This is a genomic window from Pseudooceanicola sp. NS-SX9 (genome assembly GCF_057380705.1).
The window spans coordinates 3,076,017-3,093,343 of the sequence record NZ_CM170818.1 but is presented as its reverse complement, the minus strand read 5'-3'; the positions used below and the strand labels follow the sequence as shown (position 1 = coordinate 3,093,343).

Sequence of the window (17,327 nt, the reverse complement as noted above, 5' to 3'; positions counted from 1 at the left end):
GGCTTGCCCGATCTCTAGGCCGGATCGGCGGCCCTGGCCAGTGCGGCGCGGGCCGCCCCGGCATCAAAGCCCAGCCCCAGATCGGCGCAAAGCGCGGGCAGGGGGCCGAAATCCCCCGCCGCCAGCGCCTCGGAGCGCAGCACCGTCACCGGCAGCCCCGAGGTTTCCAGCGCGTCCAGGCGGGCCTCGTAGGCGGCACAGAAGGCATCCCAGTGCTCGGGGCTGGTGGAATGCATCGCCATAAAGCTGGCCCTCGCCAGCGAGGCCTTGACCCGCGACCGCTCGCGCCGCAGCACCAGCCAGCGTGCGGTCGGGAAGGCGCGGGCAAAGGCCGGCCACAGCAGCGTCAGCTTGGGGTCCTTGTAGCCCCAGACCTGGGTGCCGTGGCCTTCCTCGGCAAGCGTCGACAGCAGCCTTCGCGCCAGCCCCGGGAAGGGCGGCAGGGTATCGGCGCGCGGCAGCGGATCGACGCCCCGGGGATCGGCGCCGATCGCCTGCAGGAAGGGCTTCAGGTGGCTGTCGCGGATGCGGCGGTTCTCGGCATAGCCTTCGGGGTTGTCGCGGTTGCCGGGGATGGTCTGGCCCAGCCACAGCCCCTGTGCCGCCATCACCCGCGCCGCCAGCGAGGTGCCCGACCGCGGCAGCCCGCAGATGAAGAGCGGCCCCGCCCCCCTGGGGCGCGCCGCAACGGCGCGCGCCTGCCAGAGCGCCTGCACGTGGTCGCACCACTGCGCGATGGCACGCGCCGACAGATCCGCCTTGGGCAGCGTTGTGGCCTGGGGAAAGGCGCTGGCTGCATCGGCGCCGGGGCCCCAGTACCAATGCGCCGTCGGATTCATGATCGCCAGCAGTGGCACGCCCGAAAACCCCGCCATGTGCCAGTTCGCACTGTCGACCGAGATCACGCCCGACAGCGGCCGGATCATGTCGATGACCTCGGCCGGGTTGCGGGTCAGGTCGGCCAGCGGCACGGCGGCGCGGGGATCGGCGCGCAGGCGGGTGCGCTCGGCCTCGGTGATGTCGAACTGCAGGGCCAGCAGGCGCACGTTGGGCGGCAGCAGGTCCAGCAGGTGCCCCAGCGGGATATGGCGTTCCTCGCGCCGGTTCTGCCCCGAGCCGCCACGCCAGCAGATCCCGATCACCGGATGGTCGATGCCCGCCCGCGTCGGCGCATCCAGCTGCACCCCGGGGGCGACATGGCCGGTGCGGGCAAAGTTGCGCGCGATGAAATCCCCCGCCAGATGGGCGGGGCGCGGCAGGCCCGGCAGATCGGCGGCGGCGACAAAGCGCCCCTTCGGGAAATAGCGGCGGATCAGGGGGGCGTATTTCGGCAGGCCAGTGAAGGTTGACTGATCATGCCCGCCGCAGGCGCGGATATGGGCCAGGTGGAACAGCACGTCGCCCAGACCCTGTTCCAGCACGATCAGGTCGGTGTCGTCCTCGGGGGCGCGCAGGGGCCGGGCGGTGATCCCCTCGGGCAGGACCTTGGGGAAATGCACTGCGTTGTGGCGCGCGCCGTAAAGCGGCAGCCCCAGCCCCGGCTTGCCATGCCAGAGCGCGTAAAGCCCGGCCGAGGTGCGGAAATCGTCGCGCGCCCGGTCCCCCAGGTCCGGCGCCCGGCGCAGCCGTTTCGCCATGGCCGGATCGCGCAGCCGCAGCGACAGCCGGTAGCGCATCGTCGTCCATTGCGTCACCGGCAACCGGCGGTTCAGGGCGCGCGCGGCATCGAGGTCTCCGGTCTGGTAGACGGCGCAGCCCAGCTGCAGGTAGTGCAGCGCGCGCGTGACCTCGGGCGGGTGGGGGGTATCCAGCAGCGGCGCGATCAGCGCCCAGCACCCCGAGACCTGGCCGCCGTCAAAGGCCGCTCGGGCGCGGACCAGCGTGTCGGGCAGGACGGGAGGGGAGGGGGCCTTGGTGCGCATCACTGCCTTTCCGGGCCCGCGCGCGGGGGGGCGGGGCCTGCCGGTGCTTACACCCTTTTCTGGCCCCGTTCCCGTAAAGAATGCGTGCAGGGATCAGGGAATGACCGACAGCCAGAACCAGATGGTGAACAGGCAGACCGAGGTCGCGATCAGCAGAGAGGACGCGGCCGACCGCTTGCCCACCCCGTAGAGGTTGGCAAAGACATAGGTGTTCACCCCCGGCGCCGTCGCCGCCGTCAGCACCGCCGAGCGGAAGCCCGCGTGATCGAGGCCGAAGGCCTTGCCCATGATCCAGGTCAGCCCCGGATGCACTGCCAGCGTCAGGATGCAGATCATGCCGATCAGGCGCCAGTCGCCTTCCAGCTTGTACTGGATCAGGATGCCGCCCACCGCGAACAGGGCGGTCGGCAGCGCCGCGCGGCCCAGCATGTCCAGCGTGTCGCCCAGCGGCTTCGGCACGCTCAGGCCCGTCAGGTTGACGATAAAGCCCAGGATCAGCCCGACAACCAGCGGGTTCGTCAGGATCTGCCGCAGGATCCGGCGCACCAGCGGCACCACGTCCAGCCCCGAGGATCCGGCGCGCGTGATCTCCATGGTGACGATGCCCAGCGTGTAGCAGATCGGCGCGTGGATCGCGATGATGGCAAAGTTGCCCGACAGCGCATCGGTGCCGAAGGCGCGTTCTGTGATCGGCACGCCCAGCATCATCGAATTCGAGAACAGGCAGCAAAAGCCGATGACCACCGCATCCTCGGGGGCGCGGCCCAGGGCGCGGGCGCCCAGGATCCCCAGCACAAAGCAGGTGGCGGCGGCGATGTAGAAGCTGGCCAGCAGCGGCAGGTGGAATTCCGTGCCCAGATCGAAGGTCGAGACGGCGCGGAACAGCAGGCAGGGAAAGGCCACGTTCTGCCCGAAGGTCAGCGCGCCCTCGACCGCCGACAGCTTCAGGAAGCCCGAGCGCGTCGACAGGTAGCCGGCCGCGATCAGCAGGAAGACCGGCAGGATGATGTTGAACAGCGAACTCATGCCCGGGGGCCTTGCGGGAAATGGCGGTCCGGCAGGAAATCAGATGTCATAGGTGATCTGCATCCCGTCGTAGGCAGGGCGGATGTGGTCCGGGGTCTCGGCGTCCAGCGCATCATGGTCCAGATCGATGTGCAGGTTGGTCAGCACCGCCCGGTTCGGCGCCGCGCGTTCGATCCAGTCCAGCGACTGCGCCAGGTGCGAATGGCTGGGATGCGGCTTGCGGCGCAGGCAGTCGAGGATCCAGCAGTCCAGGCCCGCGCAGACCTCCCAGGCCTCGTCGGACATGTGCAGCACGTCGGGCAGATAGGCCAGGTCGCGGATGCGGAAGCCGAGCGCATCGATCGAGCCGTGGTTGACCCGGAACGGCATCAGCGTGACGGTGCCGCCCTTGCCGGTCACGCGGATGGCGCCCTCGATCCGGCGCATCTCGAGGATCGGCGGATAGGGCGAGCCCTCGGGCGTGGCAAAGACGTAGTGAAAGCGGTGCTCCAGCTCTCCGGCGGTGACGGGATCGGCCCAGACGGGCACCCGGGCATCCATGTTGTAGACCACCTGGCGCAGGTCATCGATGCCGTGCACGTGGTCGGCATGGGCATGGGTGAAGACCACGCCGTCCAGTTCGCCCACGCCCGCATCGACCAGCTGCATCCGCATGTCGGGCGAGGTGTCGACCAGCACGCGGGTCCAGCCCTCGGGGCCCTGCTGTTCGATCAGCAGGGAACAGCGGCGGCGGGCGTTCCTGGGGTTCGCGGGGTCGCATTCGCCCCAGTGGCCGCCGATCCGGGGCACCCCGCCCGAGGATCCGCAGCCCAGGATGGTGAAACGCAGAAGTCCCATCAGGCGGTCTCTTTCTGCCAGGCGGCGGCCTTGGCGAACAGGCGGTCGAAATTGGCCTGGGTCTGGGCGGCGAAGGCGGGATAGTCCATGCCGAAGACCTCGGCGCCGACTTTCGCGGTCAGCGCGGCAAAGGCGGGCTCGTTCGTCTTGCCGCGGTGGGGGACGGGGGCCAGGTAGGGGCTGTCGGTCTCGACCAGGATGCGATCCACCGGGGCTGCGGCGAAGATGTCGCGCAGGTCCTGGCTTTTCTTGAAGGTCGTGATCCCCGACATCGACAGGTAAAAGCCCAGATCCAGCGCCGCCCGGCCCAGTTCCGCGGACGAGCTGAAGCAGTGCAGCACGCAGTCATAGGCGCCGTTGCGGTGTTCCTCGGCCAGGATGCGGGCCATGTCCTCGTCCGCGGCGCGGGCATGGATGATCAGCGGCAGGCCGGTTTCATGGGCCGCGGCGCAGTGGATGCGCAGGCTGTCCTGCTGCATCTGCGCGCTTTCGGCGGTATAGTGGTAATCCAGACCGGTTTCGCCGATCCCCACCATCTTGGGGTGCTTCGCAAAGCCCACCAGCTGGTCCAGCGTCGCCATCGGTTCCTGCGCCACCGACATCGGGTGGGTGGCCACGGCATAGAACACCGGGTCATGGGCCTCGGCGATGGCGCGGACATTGGGTTCGTTGCGCAGCCGCGAGCAGATCGAGACCATGCGCGTCACGCCCGCCGCCGTGGCGCGGGCGATCACCGCATCCAGCTGCCCCTCGAAATCCGCAAAGTCCAGGTGGCAGTGGCTGTCGGTGATCTGGGGGATATCGGTCATTCGGGGGCCTGTCCTGCGCCGCATCCGGGACGCACGCCCCGGTGCGATGACCGGGGTCAGGCGGAGCCTGCGGCTTTCTGTAACTTGAAGATCGTATCTAGGATGAGGGCGGCAGGGTCAAGGTTCACCGCCAGTCCCTGCCGCAGCCTGTGGCCGATCTCCTGCGCCTGTGCCGCCCAATGACGCGCCGCATGGGCATCCGGGGCCAGGCGGGCAAAGATCTCGGCCTCGTGGGGGGCGGCCTGGGGATGCGGGGGCTGGCCCAGGGCGCCGCTGCGTGCCAGCCGTGCCAGCGCCAGGTCCAGCAGGCTGACCAGCATCTCGCGCCGTGTTTCGGCGGCGGGGCCGGCGGCGGCCTCGGCCAGGGCCATGGCGCGGCCCCGGTCCAGCTGCGGCAGGCTGCCCAGCAGCCGGATCCATTCGCCATAAAGCGCCAGCCCGTCGAGGTTCGCCAGCCGCACCGCCTCGCCGACCGAGCCCTGGGCCAGCGCCGCCAGCTGGTCCGGCGCATCGGTCGCAACGCCCGCCTGCTCCAGCGCCAGGCCCAGCTCCTGCGCCCCGAGCGGCGCCAGCCGCAGCACCCGGCAGCGCGAGCGGATCGTCGGCAAAAGCCCCGAGGGCTGATGCGTGACCAGCAGCAGCGTGGTGCGCGCGGGCGGTTCCTCCAGCAGCTTCAGCAGGGCATTGGCGGCCGAGGGGTTCATCTCGTCCGTGGCATCGACGATCACCACCCGGCGCCCGCCATCGGCGGCGGACATGGTGAAAAAGCCCTTCAGCCGGCGGGCCTCGTCGACGGTGATCTGGGTCTTCAGCTTGCCGGTCTTGTCGTTCACCCCGCGCCGCAGCACGAACAGCCCGGGTTCGGCGCCTGCGGCCATGCGGTGCACCACCGGATGATCGGGGCTGACCTGCAGGCTGGTGGCACGCGGGCTGTCGCCGAACAGCGATGGCCCGGTGTCGGGATCGGGCGTGGTCAGCAGAAAGCGCGCGATGGCCCATGCCAGCGTCGCCTTGCCGGATCCCTTCGGCCCGGTGATCATCCAGCCATGGTGCAGCCGGCCGGTGTTGAAGGCTTCCAGAAATTCGGCCTCGGCGGCGTGCTGGCCGATCAGCCGGGGCGTGTCGCGCGGATGCGGGGCGCCTTCGACGCGGTCGGCTTCGGGCAGGTCGTCGGTGCTCATGCCGGGGGGCCGATCAGATCCGGTAGGGCGGCGCAGAGCCGGTCGAAGACGGTGGCGATGTCGCCGCGCCCGTCGATGACGCGGAACCGCTCATGCACGGCAGCCAGATCCAGAAAGCCCTGGCGCATGGCGCGCTGCAGGTCGCTGCCGAAGCCCTCGAATCGGGTGTCGGTGCCGGCGCGGCCCAGGGCGCGCGACAGGCCCTCTTCGGGGTCCATGTCAATCAGCAGGGTGATGTCGGGTTCGCGCCCGATCATCAGCGCGTGCAGCCGGTCCACCGTGTCGCGCAGATCGCCGCGGGAAATCCCCTGATAGACCCGGGTGCTGTCGGCGAAGCGGTCGCAGATCACCACCGCGCCGCGCGCCAGCGCCGGGCGGATCGTGCGTTCCAGATGGTCGCGGCGGGCGGCGGTGAACAGCAGGATCTCGGTTTCCGCCGACCAGCGATCGGGATCGCCGTTCAGCACCAGCGCGCGGATTTCCTCGGCGCCGGGGGATCCGCCGGGTTCGCGCGTCAGCACGACCTCGCGGCCCCGGGCGCGCAGCGCATCCGCCAGCCGCCGGGCCTGTGTGGACTTGCCCGAGCCGTCGATCCCCTCGAAGGACAGGAAAAGGCCGTGGTTCAAGAAGTGGCCTCCGGGGCGGTGGCAGCGGGGGCCTGCTGCCCCGAGATCACCCGGCGCACCAGATAGGTCGCGGCGCTCTGGACCTTGGCGATGAACCCGCCCGAGGGTACGGCCACCGCCGCGACCAGCGGCACGGATTTCTCGGGCAGGCCATCGGGGCGCAGGATCAGCTTGCCGATTTCCTGGCCCTTGGCGATGGGCGCCTCGAGGGGTTCGTTGTAGACGGCCTCGGCCTTGATGTCGCCGCCCTGCAGCACCGGGATCAGCGTGGTCAGGTCGCTGGCGACGGTCAGCGGCACCGAAGGCGCGCTGCCTTCATGCACGGCCGCGGTGGTCACCGTATCGCCCGCCTTGACCAGCGTGCCCTGCTGGAACTGCCGGAAGGCCCAGTTGACGATCGAGCGGCTTTCCTCGGCGCGCGCCTGCACGCTGTCGAGCCCCGAGATCACGAAGACGATCCGCCGCCCGTCCTGCTTGGCCGAGCCCACAAGGCCATAGCCCGCTTCCTCGGTATGGCCGGTCTTCATGCCGTCGGCGCCGATTCCCATGGCCAGCAGCGGGTTGCGGTTGTGGATGTTCTGGGGCGCGCGGCCGTCGAACTTGTAGGTCTGTTCGGCGAAGTAGGGGTAGTATTCGGGGAAGTCCTGGATGATGTGCGCGGCCAGGATCGCCAGATCATGCACCGACATGCGCTGTTCGGGATCCGGCCAGCCGTTGGAATTGGCGAAATGCGATTGCGTCAGGCCCAGTTCCTTGGCGCGCTTGGTCATCAGCCGGGCAAAGCCCGCTTCGGTGCCGTCGGGCGACAGGGCTTCGGCGATGACGGCGCAGGCATCGTTGCCGGACAGCACGATGATGCCCTGCAGCAGGTCCTTGACCTTCACATGGTCCGTGGTGTCGAGGAACATGGTCGAGCCGCCGTAATTCATCGCATGTTGCGAGACGGGCAGTTCCTCATCCATCTTCAGCTGGCCCGATTTCAGCGCCTCGAAGGCGATGTAGAGGGTCATCAGCTTGGACATTGACGCAGGCGGCAGCGGCTGGTCGGCATCCTTGGCCAGCAGCACGGTGTTCGTCGTCAGGTCCAGGATATAGGCAGCACGGGCCGAGGTGTCGAAGGCCTGCGCGGGCAGGGCCGACAGGGCCATCAGGGCGCCGAGGGCAACGGCTCCGCAGAGACGAAGGGACGTTTTGGGCTTCCGCATGCGCTGATCACTCCTGCTCGGCTTCGGTGTCGGGCCGGGCGCCTGCGCCGCGCCGGACCGGCGGTCTTCTCGGATAAGTGATAACCGAGAAGCGCCTGCGGGGGCCAGCCCCGATCCGTCCCACTGCCATCGCGTCTGCGCGAGCGGGCGTGGCGGAAGCCGGTTTCAAGCGGTCTTTCAGAATCGTCCCCGGCTGGTTAAACGACACCCCGTCGGAGGAGTGGCAGAGTGGTCGATTGCACCGGTCTTGAAAACCGACGATGGGCAACCATCCGTGGGTTCGAATCCCACCTCCTCCGCCACTTGCCCCCGCGAAAGCGTTCTCCCGAACCGGCTGCGGCCGGATTTTTCCGTTGTTTTCGAGGGTTATGCGGGATTGGCTGAGCACTTGTCGCAGCGCCAAGCAGCTCGGAAGCGGTCTCTTTCGGTCAACATTCTCCGGACCTCATGACTGCTCCAATTTGGTGAATTTCTAGCAAGTAACTGACATATAATAATTTTTTGAGTTCATCCGCGAAGCGGTTCGACGTGGGTGGCGTTAGCGAGATGGAACAGAAATCCAACTTACGACCGCACTAGGGGCCTCACTCGGAGGCGCAATCTGACATGCCTTGAGAGGCTTCCCAGTCGGCGTAATTGCGTCCGTGCGGGAGCTTCCAGAGGATCCGGCCATTGGCGCTCGCACCAATGACCGCCGCAGCTGCGGCAGAGGCAGACGTGAAGCTGTAGGCGCTTGTGAAGACAAGAAAATCGCCTTCCTCGCGGAGGACGCCCTTCTCGACAAGCGTGTTTCGGAGCGTGACCGTCCCTCTCGGTATTGTCCGCGTCGTCCGGACCCTTGCCCTCGAACCTGCTGCGACGACGAAATCCCCGGAGGGCCCAATTTCCATGTCTGCCGCGAAGCCCTCGCCTCGGAAGAAGAACCGAGGGCTTTCATGGATTTCAGCCTCTGGCAGTTCTCGCCCTGCCGTCTGCTCCGGTGCTCGACCGCGGACTTCTCGGAAGAGATCCCAGCCGAGGGCTCCAACCAGCGTTTTTGTCTGATCCACGAACTCGTCCATGGCTGCGCGGTCGCGCGGCACAGGCCGAGAACGATGATCGGGTCTTTGCGTGGTCCAATCCTCCTGCCGACGGCCACCCAGGCGAGGCCTGGAACTGCCGATGCACGGCGGAACCAATCATTGATCCCCAGAGTATTCCTGAGGGAGCGGTCTGCGACATCCTGACAGGGGGTCGTCTTTCCGATGTATTCCCGGATGCTGACGAAGACCGTCTGACGCAAGTTGACCGGGAGATCGACCTCCAGATCGTGATGGCCCAGTTGAACAGCCCCGAGCGACTGGCGCATTTCTTCGGTCAGGTGCTTCAAGAAGTCGGACAACGCATGCGGCTTGTGGAGAGCCTCGACTATCGGGCTGACCGCCTGGGATCGATCTTCAGCTATTTCAGGCGCAACCCGGACGAAGCCTTGCTCTACGGGAGAACTGCCGACCATCCCGCAGATCAGGAAGCAATCGCAAACCGTGCCTATGCGGACCGCAACGGGAATGGGAATGTCGAGAGTGGTGACGGGTGGAGATTCCGCGGACGCGGCCTGAAGCAGGTCACCGGTCGCGCGAATTACCGAGCCTTCACCGAAGATCACGCTCAAATGTTCGGTGAGCAGATCGACTTCGAGGCTGAGCCGGACTTGCTGGAAACACCACGCTACGCCGTTCGTTCGGCCCTTTGGTTCTGGCACGCCAACGATCTCTACTTGCTCGCGGACGCAGGTATCAACCGCGCTGCCGCCGACAGCATTACGGCGATCATCAATCGTGGGACGGATTCCTATGGGCAACGCTGGGAAAATGTTCGTCGGCTGAACGAGACGGAGGTTTTCGCAAACGTCTGTCGTTTCTCCGTCTCTCGCCCGCGCTTCGAGGAAGCGAAATGAGACGCGCCCGCCGCCTCCTTGCTGCTGTCTTGCTATCGGGCTTCGCCAGCCCATCCGTAGGCCAAACAATCTTTGATGGACCTTCGGTCGAGTCGGCCGAGCTCCGAGTAGATCTACGGCCACGAGGCGAGGATCGATTTGCCATCCATCTGACCGACAAGACGACCGGCCGACAGGTGGACTACGAGTTTGACGGAGAGGGCGCGAACGACCCAGAGCCGCTTCTGATGGACGAGGGCCAATACTGCAATACGTCGGTCATCCTGCTGACGATCGAGTTTCCGTGGAGGCATTCATTGCCGCAGTACGCCCGCGTCCTGGACACCTACGCTTTTCGCGCGACAGACTTGGCATATATTGACATGACGGCTGGGTCGGTGACCGACATTGCTTTGCTCGACATCTCTGAAATTGCAGCCGAAGATATGGCTATGCAACCGTCGATCCTCGTTGAATGCATCTCGGACGAGGGCGGTAGTCCCTTTAGATTTCAAGCAAAAACAAATAATTAGGGTGCCGCGCAGGTGGAGAAGGTTCGACGTCAGGCCCGGCCTCTCGGCCAGTTCAGTCCCAGAATGGACCTTGGGTGCCCGTCGGAAGCGCCCGAAGCAGCCGGGACTTTGATCCCGTGATGCCGATTTTCCAGTATCGGCGGCGCCGTTGTAAGTGGCCGGTTTATCTTCCCCATAACGGGCAGCTGAATTTTCCCCAGTTGTGGCACTGAGTGGCCAATTCTGAGGGGGCATGCCCCCTCAGAATTGGCTTTCGCCCCAAAAGCACCCGGAATGCCTCCAACCAGTGTGGAGGGTGCCGGGTGATCCAACTGAGAGAAATTGTGTTGATACATGATTTGAAACGCCAGGGCGTGAGCGTGAGCGTGAGCGCGATCGCCCGGCAGATGGGCTGTGACCGTAAAACTGTCCGCAAGTATCTGGACCTTGGGCTGGAGCCCCCGATCTATGGGCCCCGCCCGCCACGAGGCAGCAAACTTGACGGATATCATGCCTATCTGCGTGATCGGGTCGCGGATTTCCCGGAGCTTTCGGGGCGTCGGCTCTTCCGGGAATTGCAGGGCAAGGGCTATGAGGGCAGCTATACAACCCTGAAGAAATTCCTTCGCACGGTTCGCCCCCCGCTCACGGCGCGCTTCGAGCGTCGGTTTGAAACGCCTCCTGGCAAACAGGCGCAGGTCGACTTCGCGGAATTTGTCGTGGAGTTTACCGCCGAGCCCGGCATCATCCGCAAGGTCTGGCTGTTCAGTCTGGTTCTGGGCCACAGCCGATGGATGTGGGGGCAATTCGTTGCCAGCCAGAACCTGCAGTCCGTCATGCGCTGCCATATCGCAGCCTTTGAAGCCCTGGGCGGGGCGCCGGAGGAGATCCTCTATGATCGTATGAAAACCGCGGTGGTCGGCCAGGACGCCGCAGGCGTTGTCACCTACAACACCTCTCTGGTGGCGCTGCTGAACCACTACAGATCGGCCCCGCGCGCCTGCAAACCGTACAGGGCCAAGACGAAAGGCAAGGTCGAGAGGCCATTCCGCTATATCCGGCAGGATTTCTTTCTGGCCCGTGACTTCCGTGATCTGGCGGATCTGAATGACCAGTTCACAGCCTGGCGGGAAGACATCGCCAATCCCCGGGTCCATGCCACCACGCAGCGGGTCGTCGATGAACATTTTGCCGAGGAACAGCCCTTTCTGATCTCCTTGCCGGCCTTGCCCTACGATGCCGTGCTGACCGTCGAACGGCGTGTCAGCAAGGATGGCATGGTCTCGGTCGACGGCAACTTCTACAGCGTCCCCGACACCACGCGCAGGCGGATGCTCGAGGTCCAGAACCATACCCACGACATCAGGATCTTCGAGGATGGCGTGGAGATTGCCCGCCACCCTGTCCTGGAGGGCAAGAACCAGCGCCGTGTCGATCCCAGCCACCGCAAGGCGCCGCCGAAGAGACCGGTCGCACGCGCCCTAGGCGTCCACCGGGCCTGCGCCGCTCCCTGGACTTCTATGACGCCGTCGGTCGGCGACTGGCCTCCGGAGAGGTGCCAAGATGAACGGGGTGCTGGACCGCGTTCGGGGCGCCCTCGTCGGCCTGAAAATGCCCCGTGCCCTGGAGGCTCTGGATCATACCCTGCATCGGCTGGAGCAGGGCGAAATCACCGCGCTGGAGGCCATCGATATCTTGCTGAGTGAGGAATACTCGACCAGGGAAACCCGGCGGATCGACGTGGCCCTGAAAACCGCGCGGCTTGTTCCGATCAAGACCCTGGAGGGGTTCGACTTCAGCTTCCAGCCTTCCATAGATCGGGAAAGGGTGGCCGCTCTGGCACAGCTCGACTTCATCCGGCGTGCCGAGGTCGTCCATTTCCTTGGTCCGCCTGGCACCGGAAAATCGCATCTGGCCACTGCTCTGGGGGTCGCTGCAGTAAAGGCAGGTCGGAGCGTCTACAGAGCCACCCTGGCAGAGCTGGTCGAGGCCCTGTCCAAGGCTGAGCAAGAAGGGCGGCTGTCCGAGAAGATCCGCTTCTATGCCCGGGCCGCCCTGCTGATCGTCGACGAGATCGGCTACCTGCCGATTACCCAGGGCGGTGCCAACCTGTTCTTCCAGTTGGTCAATGCCCGCTACGAAAAAGGAGCCATGATACTTACCTCGAACCGCGGCTTCGCCGAGTGGGGGGAGGTCTTCGGGGATCCCGTCGTCGCGACGGCACTGCTGGACAGGCTGCTTCACCATGCTGTCGTCCTGCAGATCGAAGGCGCCAGCTATCGGCTCAGAGGGCACACTGACCTCATTCCCGAATACGTGCGCGCCAATGCCCCCATCGCCCCACCCCCGCCACCAAAGCGCCGGGGACGGCCGCCAAAAATCAAAAATGGAGCTGCTAGTCTCTGATCCCCGCTGACAACCGGGACGCCAAACTGGGGAATTTTACGTTGCCCGTTCTGGGGATTTTTGAGGTGCCATTGACAGCCGTGCCGGGCCAGCGTGCGCAGATGGGCGCGGCGATAGCATCGGCCGTCGGGTGAAATGCGTTCGCGGGGCGACCCTGACGGGTCTGCTGCCGTTTTCCCACAGGCCAGGTTCTGTTGGTACGGGTTCGGGCCGACGACGCCACCGGGCCTGGATGGGCCCCTTCGACTGTCGATGCCTCGGGGTGTGGAAGCCTTCGAAGCGGGCGGGGGCGTCTGAGCTGCGCGGTTCGGTCCAGAGAGAGGAAACATCGCAGGTTTGTGGCTCTGTCCGTCACTCAGGGGATCCCGAGCCCGCGCAACAGGCACCGGAACGGCCGAGGCATGCCGTGCGGGTCAGGGGCTGAAGGGGGAAGCCGCGCGTCGGCCTTGGGGCCAGACCATGGGACCAGTCATTGCCCTGCAGGGCATCTGATCGCGGATGACCCAAGAGGGATGAGGGCCAGCATGCCCAATGTGGCATCGCACCGCTTTCATTGCTCCGCAGCCCGGCAGGCGACCCGTGCAGCGGCTTGGCCAGCAGGGGGCTCCGCGTCGGAAGAGCAGGCCGGTCGCCCGCCCGATCAAACCAGCGCCCCGCCAGCCGAATGCAGCCGAAATCTCCGAGCCACGTCGGGTTCGGATCCTCGGCCCAAGGGGCTAGATCAGGACGATTGTCGGTGATGACGGAATGCTCGCCCTCATCCTTCGGCGTGCAGCACCGCCCGGGACGGGCTCAGATGGCATTTACCACATGAACCGCGCGATCCGGTGAAGGCCGCAGGCCAGCCACGCCGGGCATCATCGGTGCGGTCGCTGGTCTTGAGGCGCCTGTGGATCGTTCCTGCCGGCTTTGGGTCACGCGGCGCGTGCCCGGCTGCAGTGGTCTTGTGAACCAGGCGTGGAGGCCGGATCGGGCGATCCCCGGAACCACGCACATCCCGCTGGCAGGCCAGAATGCGGATGCGGCGCCACGAAGGCAAAAGCCATGTCGCGTCTCGCGCGAAATATGCTGCCGCCTGCATCGGAAAAGCAGCCCCCGACCGTCTTCTGATCATCCACGGGGTGGGATGTCACGCTTGGCCTTGTGCTTGGCGATCACTGTATCGGCGACAGCGCCTGGGGGGCGTCGATGTCACGTCGATCCGCATTTGCCTGGGTCACCTGTCGGCCATGGCGGGATTGGCCGCCAGGGCGACGTTGATTGAAAGGCGGCCCTGCCGGTCTTCGGCGCTGCCACGGCATGTCCGCGAATATCGCCGCTGCCTTGCGCTCGCGCGTCAGGCGAAAGCCCCGGCCGGCCTCATGGCGCCTTGGGGGGCGTCACTGCCGCGCAGGCTCCCGGTGGCCGGGCGTCTGCTGCGGCTTTTGCCATATCGGTTCGGGGTCCTTGGCGGGGCGATGGGGCCGGCTAATCCGCCTCGGGGGGCAGGACCGGATCCAGCTCGGCAATGGTCTGAAACTCGGACAGGAATTCGGGCTGCGTCTGCATCAGATACCGCACCACCCGCGCGTTCCCGAGCAGCCTGGCGACGTAGCCGCGGAGCACGGTCAGCTGCAGGTGGTCCTGGCCGTAACTGTCCTGGATCTGTGTGATGCCTTCCTGAAGCCGGGCCAGCTCCTTTTCCATCCGGGCCACTGCCTGCGGGGTCATGCCGCTGATGCGCTTGGGCTTGTTCGCGTCGATCAGCTGCGCCTGCGGTGTCCCGGCGAGGATCGCCGAGATATAGGCCACCGAGTAGGTGTTCGCATTCACCATAAGCTCGGCGGCTTCGATCTGGCGCAAGGGGATCATCTTGCGCAGCGTGGTGAACACGGCCGCAGTGCAGGCCTTGTCCTTCAGGATCGCCACGGCTTCGGGGCAAATACCGTCAAGCAGCTTGACCTTGCGCTGAATGCTGCGCGGATTGAGGTCCAGCGCCGCCGCGATCTTTTCCTCTGAGACACCGCGCCTGATCGCCTTCAGGATCATCCGGTGCTCCTGAATGGGGGCAATGCGGCTGATGCGCTTGTTGTAGGTGAAGGCCTCGTCGTCGGTCGACACGAGGCATTCGACCTGATCCTGACCAAGATCCCTGAGGACTTCGATCCTGACATGCCCGTCGAGCAGCAGCCAGCTGCCGCTGGCGTCCCCGCTCCTTGCCACCACCGGAGGTTCGACCAGGCCGATCTCTCGGATCGAGGCTGCGATCTGGGTATATTTCCGGCTGGACTTGACGGTCTTGCTCAGGGCCCTGACGGGCAGGATCTTTGCGACCGGGATCGTGACACAATCGGTCTCGAAGCCGAGCGGTACCTGCCTGGTCATGGTGTTGCTTTCGGGGCAAGGGCGTCCTGCAGGTAGCCGGGCAGGGTCTCCAGGCCTTCCGCGCGCAGCAGGGTCACGAAATGATCGTCCTGTAGGAGGGTTCGGAAGGCCTGGCTGATGAACAAAAGCCGCCCCTGCGTCAGCTCTGCCTTCTTGATCAGCAGCCTCTGACGGTCGGCCTCCTTCTGATAGGCCCGCACCAGCGCCTCGCTTGTCAGCGGTCGCCGGCCGCGGCCATCGCGCCCGTATGGGTTGGAATGGATCTTCTTTCCGCGCGCCTCACGCTGTTCGATCAGGCGACGGGCCGCCGCGAGCTTCTTTCCTCTCAGTTTCTTCTGCGTATAGGCGTCCATCAGCGCCCGCTGGGCGCCTTCGGCATCGGTTTTCGAGATGTCGATGGCAAGATTGAGCGGCAGCAGGCCCGTCTCGACAGCGGCCACCAGCCGCTCTTCCCCGCGCTCCAGAAGGCCAGCGATCATGCCCACATATTCTGACGAGACGCCGATCTTGTCGCCGATCTGGCGGTCCGTGTAGCCACGTTCGCGCAGCGTGCCGATCTCTCGCATCAGATCGATCGGGCGGTGCTGACGGCGCGCGCAATTTTCGACGAGGCTCATCACCAGGCAATCGGATTCGTCGGCATCAATGACAATCGCCGGGATGATTTTCTGCTTCAGCTCGATAAAGGCCTCGAGCCGCCCCTGGCCGCAAACCAGGTCATAGTCCTGCGGATCAGATTGTGTGCGACGGGCAACGGTGATGGGGCGCTTCAGACCGATCCTGGCGATACTCGCCACCATATCCGCAAACGACCGGGGATTTCGGACCCGTGGATTGAGAACGCGAATGCGGTCGGTCGGGATCAGGGTGACCTCTGTGGGGGGATGTCCTTCCGGGTGTCTTGCCATCATGCCGCCTCCGTGACCGTTGCCCGCGCCGCGAGGGCGTAGAAAGCGGCAAGTGTTTCCGTTCGATAGGCATCAAGCCAAAGGCCGTTTTGTTCTCCCAGCTTCAGCCGCGTGTCGGTCATGTCGATGCGGGGCAGGAGGTAGAAGTCGCGCGGTGCGTCATTGGTTGCATTCATCCGCACCGCAATCGTGATGTCCGCAACAAGGCCGGCGTCGAGCCGGATATGCCAGCGCAAAGACCCTGCTTCGGTCGCCTGGCAGCGGGCCAGAACGACCGACACCGTGAATTCGTCATTCACCCGCAGCAGCTGCGTGTCAGGGGCCTGCACAACGCGGCCACCCTGGCCCGCCACGCCCTCAATGATGTCCTCGACGACCTGGGGATGGGCCGCGCGCAATGCCTTGTTGATCTCGATATAACGGTAGTCGCGCTCTGGGTCATAACCGATCAGGCGGTAGGCGCGCAGCAGACTGCCAAACCGGCTGCGATAGGCGCTGGACGAGGGGAAATCGTTCTCTTCGTCGATGATCAGCCCGGACAGCCTGCCTTGCCGCTTCAGGATCCTGCGCAGGATGTCCAGCAGTTCCCCGTCCGAGAAATAGCGGCTGCGGGCGTCCACGATGTCGCGTGCGCGCAGGAACAGCGCCTTGTCGACGATGGCCTGATAGGCGCCCTCCGCGCGGATCCACATGTCCCGCGGGTTCACCACACGGCGCTGCTTCAGCTTGAACGACACCTTGTTGAAGACGTTGTTCCCGATGTATTTTTCGTTGGTCAAAAGCTGATGGACAGTCGCCCGGCTCCAGGGCCGGTCAAGATCGGTACGATATCCTTCGGCGTTCAGGATCGTTGCGATTTCGCGCTCTGACTGCCGCGCGATGACGAACATTTCGTACATGCGCCGGACGACCCGCTGTTCCTCTTGCGGGCCGGGAACCAGGATCACGCGGTCGGTCTGAAGGCTTTTCTGCGCCCCGCGAGGCAGCTCTTCTTTCAGATTGCCCTGTGCGTCGATCAGCACGCGCCGAAGCCCGTACCCCGCCGCGCCGCCCTGGCGATACCCCAGCTCCACGAGCCGGCATTGCCCTGCGAAGACCTTCACCGACAGCTCGCGGCTGTATTCGCCGGCCATGACACGCTTGACGGTCTTCAGAAGGCTGGAGCCGATGCTGCCGTCGTTCTCGAACGGCTCGCCGCAGTAGTGGACACGGATCCCGGCGCGGGAACACAGGTGCTCGTGGTAGGCGCCTTCATCGACATCCTGAAAACGACCCCATCGGCTGACGTCATAGACGAGGATCGCCTTGAAATCGGCTTGGCCGGATTGCACCTCGGTCATCAGCTTTTGCAGCGCCGCGCGACCGTCGAGACGCAATCCCGATCTGCCCGCATCCTCAAACCTGCGCAAAATGGTCAGGCCGCGTGCCTCGGCATAGCGGCGGATGACATCAAGTTGGTTCTCGGTAGAGTATTTTTGGTGATCGGTCGACATGCGGACATAGGCGACGGCTGGCACATCCTTTTCAGGGGGCGCCTCGTGCCTATCGGAATGGGTCGCCCAATGACCGCTCACATGCCTGTCTCCTCTGAAGTCCCGGCAAAACCGTCGCTCCCG

General features: G+C 65.5%; 14 protein-coding genes, 1 tRNA gene and 1 pseudogene. 5 read left to right on the top strand and 11 right to left on the bottom strand.

Features of this window, described 5'->3' with window-relative positions; all coding sequences use genetic code 11:
- Positions 1–14 precede the first annotated feature (14 nt).
- From AC2ITM_RS14630 to AC2ITM_RS14600, 7 genes are all read right to left on the bottom strand, one after another.
- Positions 15–1,922 carry a sulfotransferase gene (locus tag AC2ITM_RS14630; protein ID WP_486467364.1) on the bottom strand — a complete coding sequence of 636 codons (1,908 nt, stop codon included), beginning with the start codon at positions 1,920–1,922 and terminating at the stop codon, positions 15–17.
- A gap of 93 nt (positions 1,923–2,015) precedes the next feature.
- A complete protein-coding gene (locus tag AC2ITM_RS14625) occupies positions 2,016–2,948 on the bottom strand; it encodes an AEC family transporter (RefSeq protein ID WP_486467363.1) in 933 nt (310 codons plus the stop codon).
- Between the two features lie 39 nt (positions 2,949–2,987).
- Positions 2,988–3,785 carry an MBL fold metallo-hydrolase gene (locus tag AC2ITM_RS14620; protein ID WP_486467362.1) on the bottom strand — a complete coding sequence of 266 codons (798 nt, stop codon included), beginning with the start codon at positions 3,783–3,785 and terminating at the stop codon, positions 2,988–2,990.
- A complete protein-coding gene (locus AC2ITM_RS14615; RefSeq protein WP_486467361.1) occupies positions 3,785–4,594 on the bottom strand; it encodes a TatD family hydrolase in 810 nt (269 codons plus the stop codon). The genes AC2ITM_RS14620 and AC2ITM_RS14615 overlap by 1 nt, the downstream gene beginning before the upstream one ends.
- A gap of 56 nt (positions 4,595–4,650) precedes the next feature.
- Positions 4,651–5,775: a DNA polymerase III subunit delta' gene (locus AC2ITM_RS14610; protein WP_486467360.1), complete on the bottom strand. Its 1,125-nt coding sequence runs from the start codon at positions 5,773–5,775 to the stop codon at positions 4,651–4,653.
- Positions 5,772–6,401 carry a dTMP kinase gene (gene tmk, locus AC2ITM_RS14605; protein ID WP_486467359.1) on the bottom strand — a complete coding sequence of 210 codons (630 nt, stop codon included), beginning with the start codon at positions 6,399–6,401 and terminating at the stop codon, positions 5,772–5,774. Before tmk ends, AC2ITM_RS14610 begins: the two co-directional genes overlap by 4 nt.
- A complete protein-coding gene (locus AC2ITM_RS14600) occupies positions 6,398–7,606 on the bottom strand; it encodes a D-alanyl-D-alanine carboxypeptidase family protein (RefSeq protein ID WP_486467358.1) in 1,209 nt (402 codons plus the stop codon). The genes tmk and AC2ITM_RS14600 overlap by 4 nt, the downstream gene beginning before the upstream one ends.
- Before the next feature lie 214 nt (positions 7,607–7,820).
- On the opposite strand from AC2ITM_RS14600, the gene AC2ITM_RS14595 reads away from it, so the two are divergent.
- Positions 7,821–7,908, top strand: a tRNA-Ser gene (locus AC2ITM_RS14595).
- A 282-nt stretch (positions 7,909–8,190) separates the two neighbouring features.
- Here AC2ITM_RS14595 and AC2ITM_RS14590 read toward each other — a convergent pair.
- Positions 8,191–8,667, bottom strand: coding sequence for a DUF4357 domain-containing protein (locus AC2ITM_RS14590; RefSeq protein ID WP_486467357.1), 477 nt, complete (start codon positions 8,665–8,667; stop codon positions 8,191–8,193).
- Between the two features lie 251 nt (positions 8,668–8,918).
- Between AC2ITM_RS14590 and AC2ITM_RS14585 the strand changes: the two genes are divergently transcribed.
- The 4 genes and pseudogenes from AC2ITM_RS14585 to istB all read left to right on the top strand — a co-directional run bounded on the left by AC2ITM_RS14585 (position 8,919) and on the right by istB (position 12,439).
- Positions 8,919–9,542, top strand: a complete 624-nt coding sequence (locus AC2ITM_RS14585; protein ID WP_486467356.1) for a glycoside hydrolase family 19 protein — start codon at positions 8,919–8,921, stop codon at positions 9,540–9,542.
- Positions 9,539–10,054, top strand: a complete 516-nt coding sequence (locus AC2ITM_RS14580) for a hypothetical protein (RefSeq protein WP_486467355.1) — start codon at positions 9,539–9,541, stop codon at positions 10,052–10,054. Before AC2ITM_RS14585 ends, AC2ITM_RS14580 begins: the two co-directional genes overlap by 4 nt.
- A 302-nt stretch (positions 10,055–10,356) precedes the next feature.
- Positions 10,357–11,600 (top strand): annotated as a pseudogene (gene istA, locus AC2ITM_RS14575) (IS21 family transposase).
- Complete coding sequence (istB, locus tag AC2ITM_RS14570; protein WP_486467354.1) at positions 11,597–12,439, top strand: IS21-like element helper ATPase IstB; 843 nt, start codon at positions 11,597–11,599, stop codon at positions 12,437–12,439. The pseudogene istA and the gene istB overlap by 4 nt, the downstream one beginning before the upstream one ends.
- Positions 12,440–13,906: 1,467 nt before the next feature.
- Here istB and AC2ITM_RS14565 read toward each other — a convergent pair.
- The 3 genes from AC2ITM_RS14565 to AC2ITM_RS14555 are packed head-to-tail and all read right to left on the bottom strand — an operon-like array spanning position 13,907 to position 17,285.
- Positions 13,907–14,803 (bottom strand): plasmid partitioning protein RepB C-terminal domain-containing protein, encoded by an 897-nt coding sequence (locus AC2ITM_RS14565; protein ID WP_486467353.1) that lies wholly within the window; start codon positions 14,801–14,803, stop codon positions 13,907–13,909.
- Positions 14,800–15,714 carry a plasmid partitioning protein RepB C-terminal domain-containing protein gene (locus AC2ITM_RS14560; protein WP_486467352.1) on the bottom strand — a complete coding sequence of 305 codons (915 nt, stop codon included), beginning with the start codon at positions 15,712–15,714 and terminating at the stop codon, positions 14,800–14,802. The genes AC2ITM_RS14565 and AC2ITM_RS14560 overlap by 4 nt, the downstream gene beginning before the upstream one ends.
- Positions 15,711–17,285, bottom strand: a complete 1,575-nt coding sequence (locus AC2ITM_RS14555; protein ID WP_486467351.1) for a recombinase family protein — start codon at positions 17,283–17,285, stop codon at positions 15,711–15,713. Before AC2ITM_RS14555 ends, AC2ITM_RS14560 begins: the two co-directional genes overlap by 4 nt.
- Between the last annotated feature and the right edge of the window lie 42 nt (positions 17,286–17,327).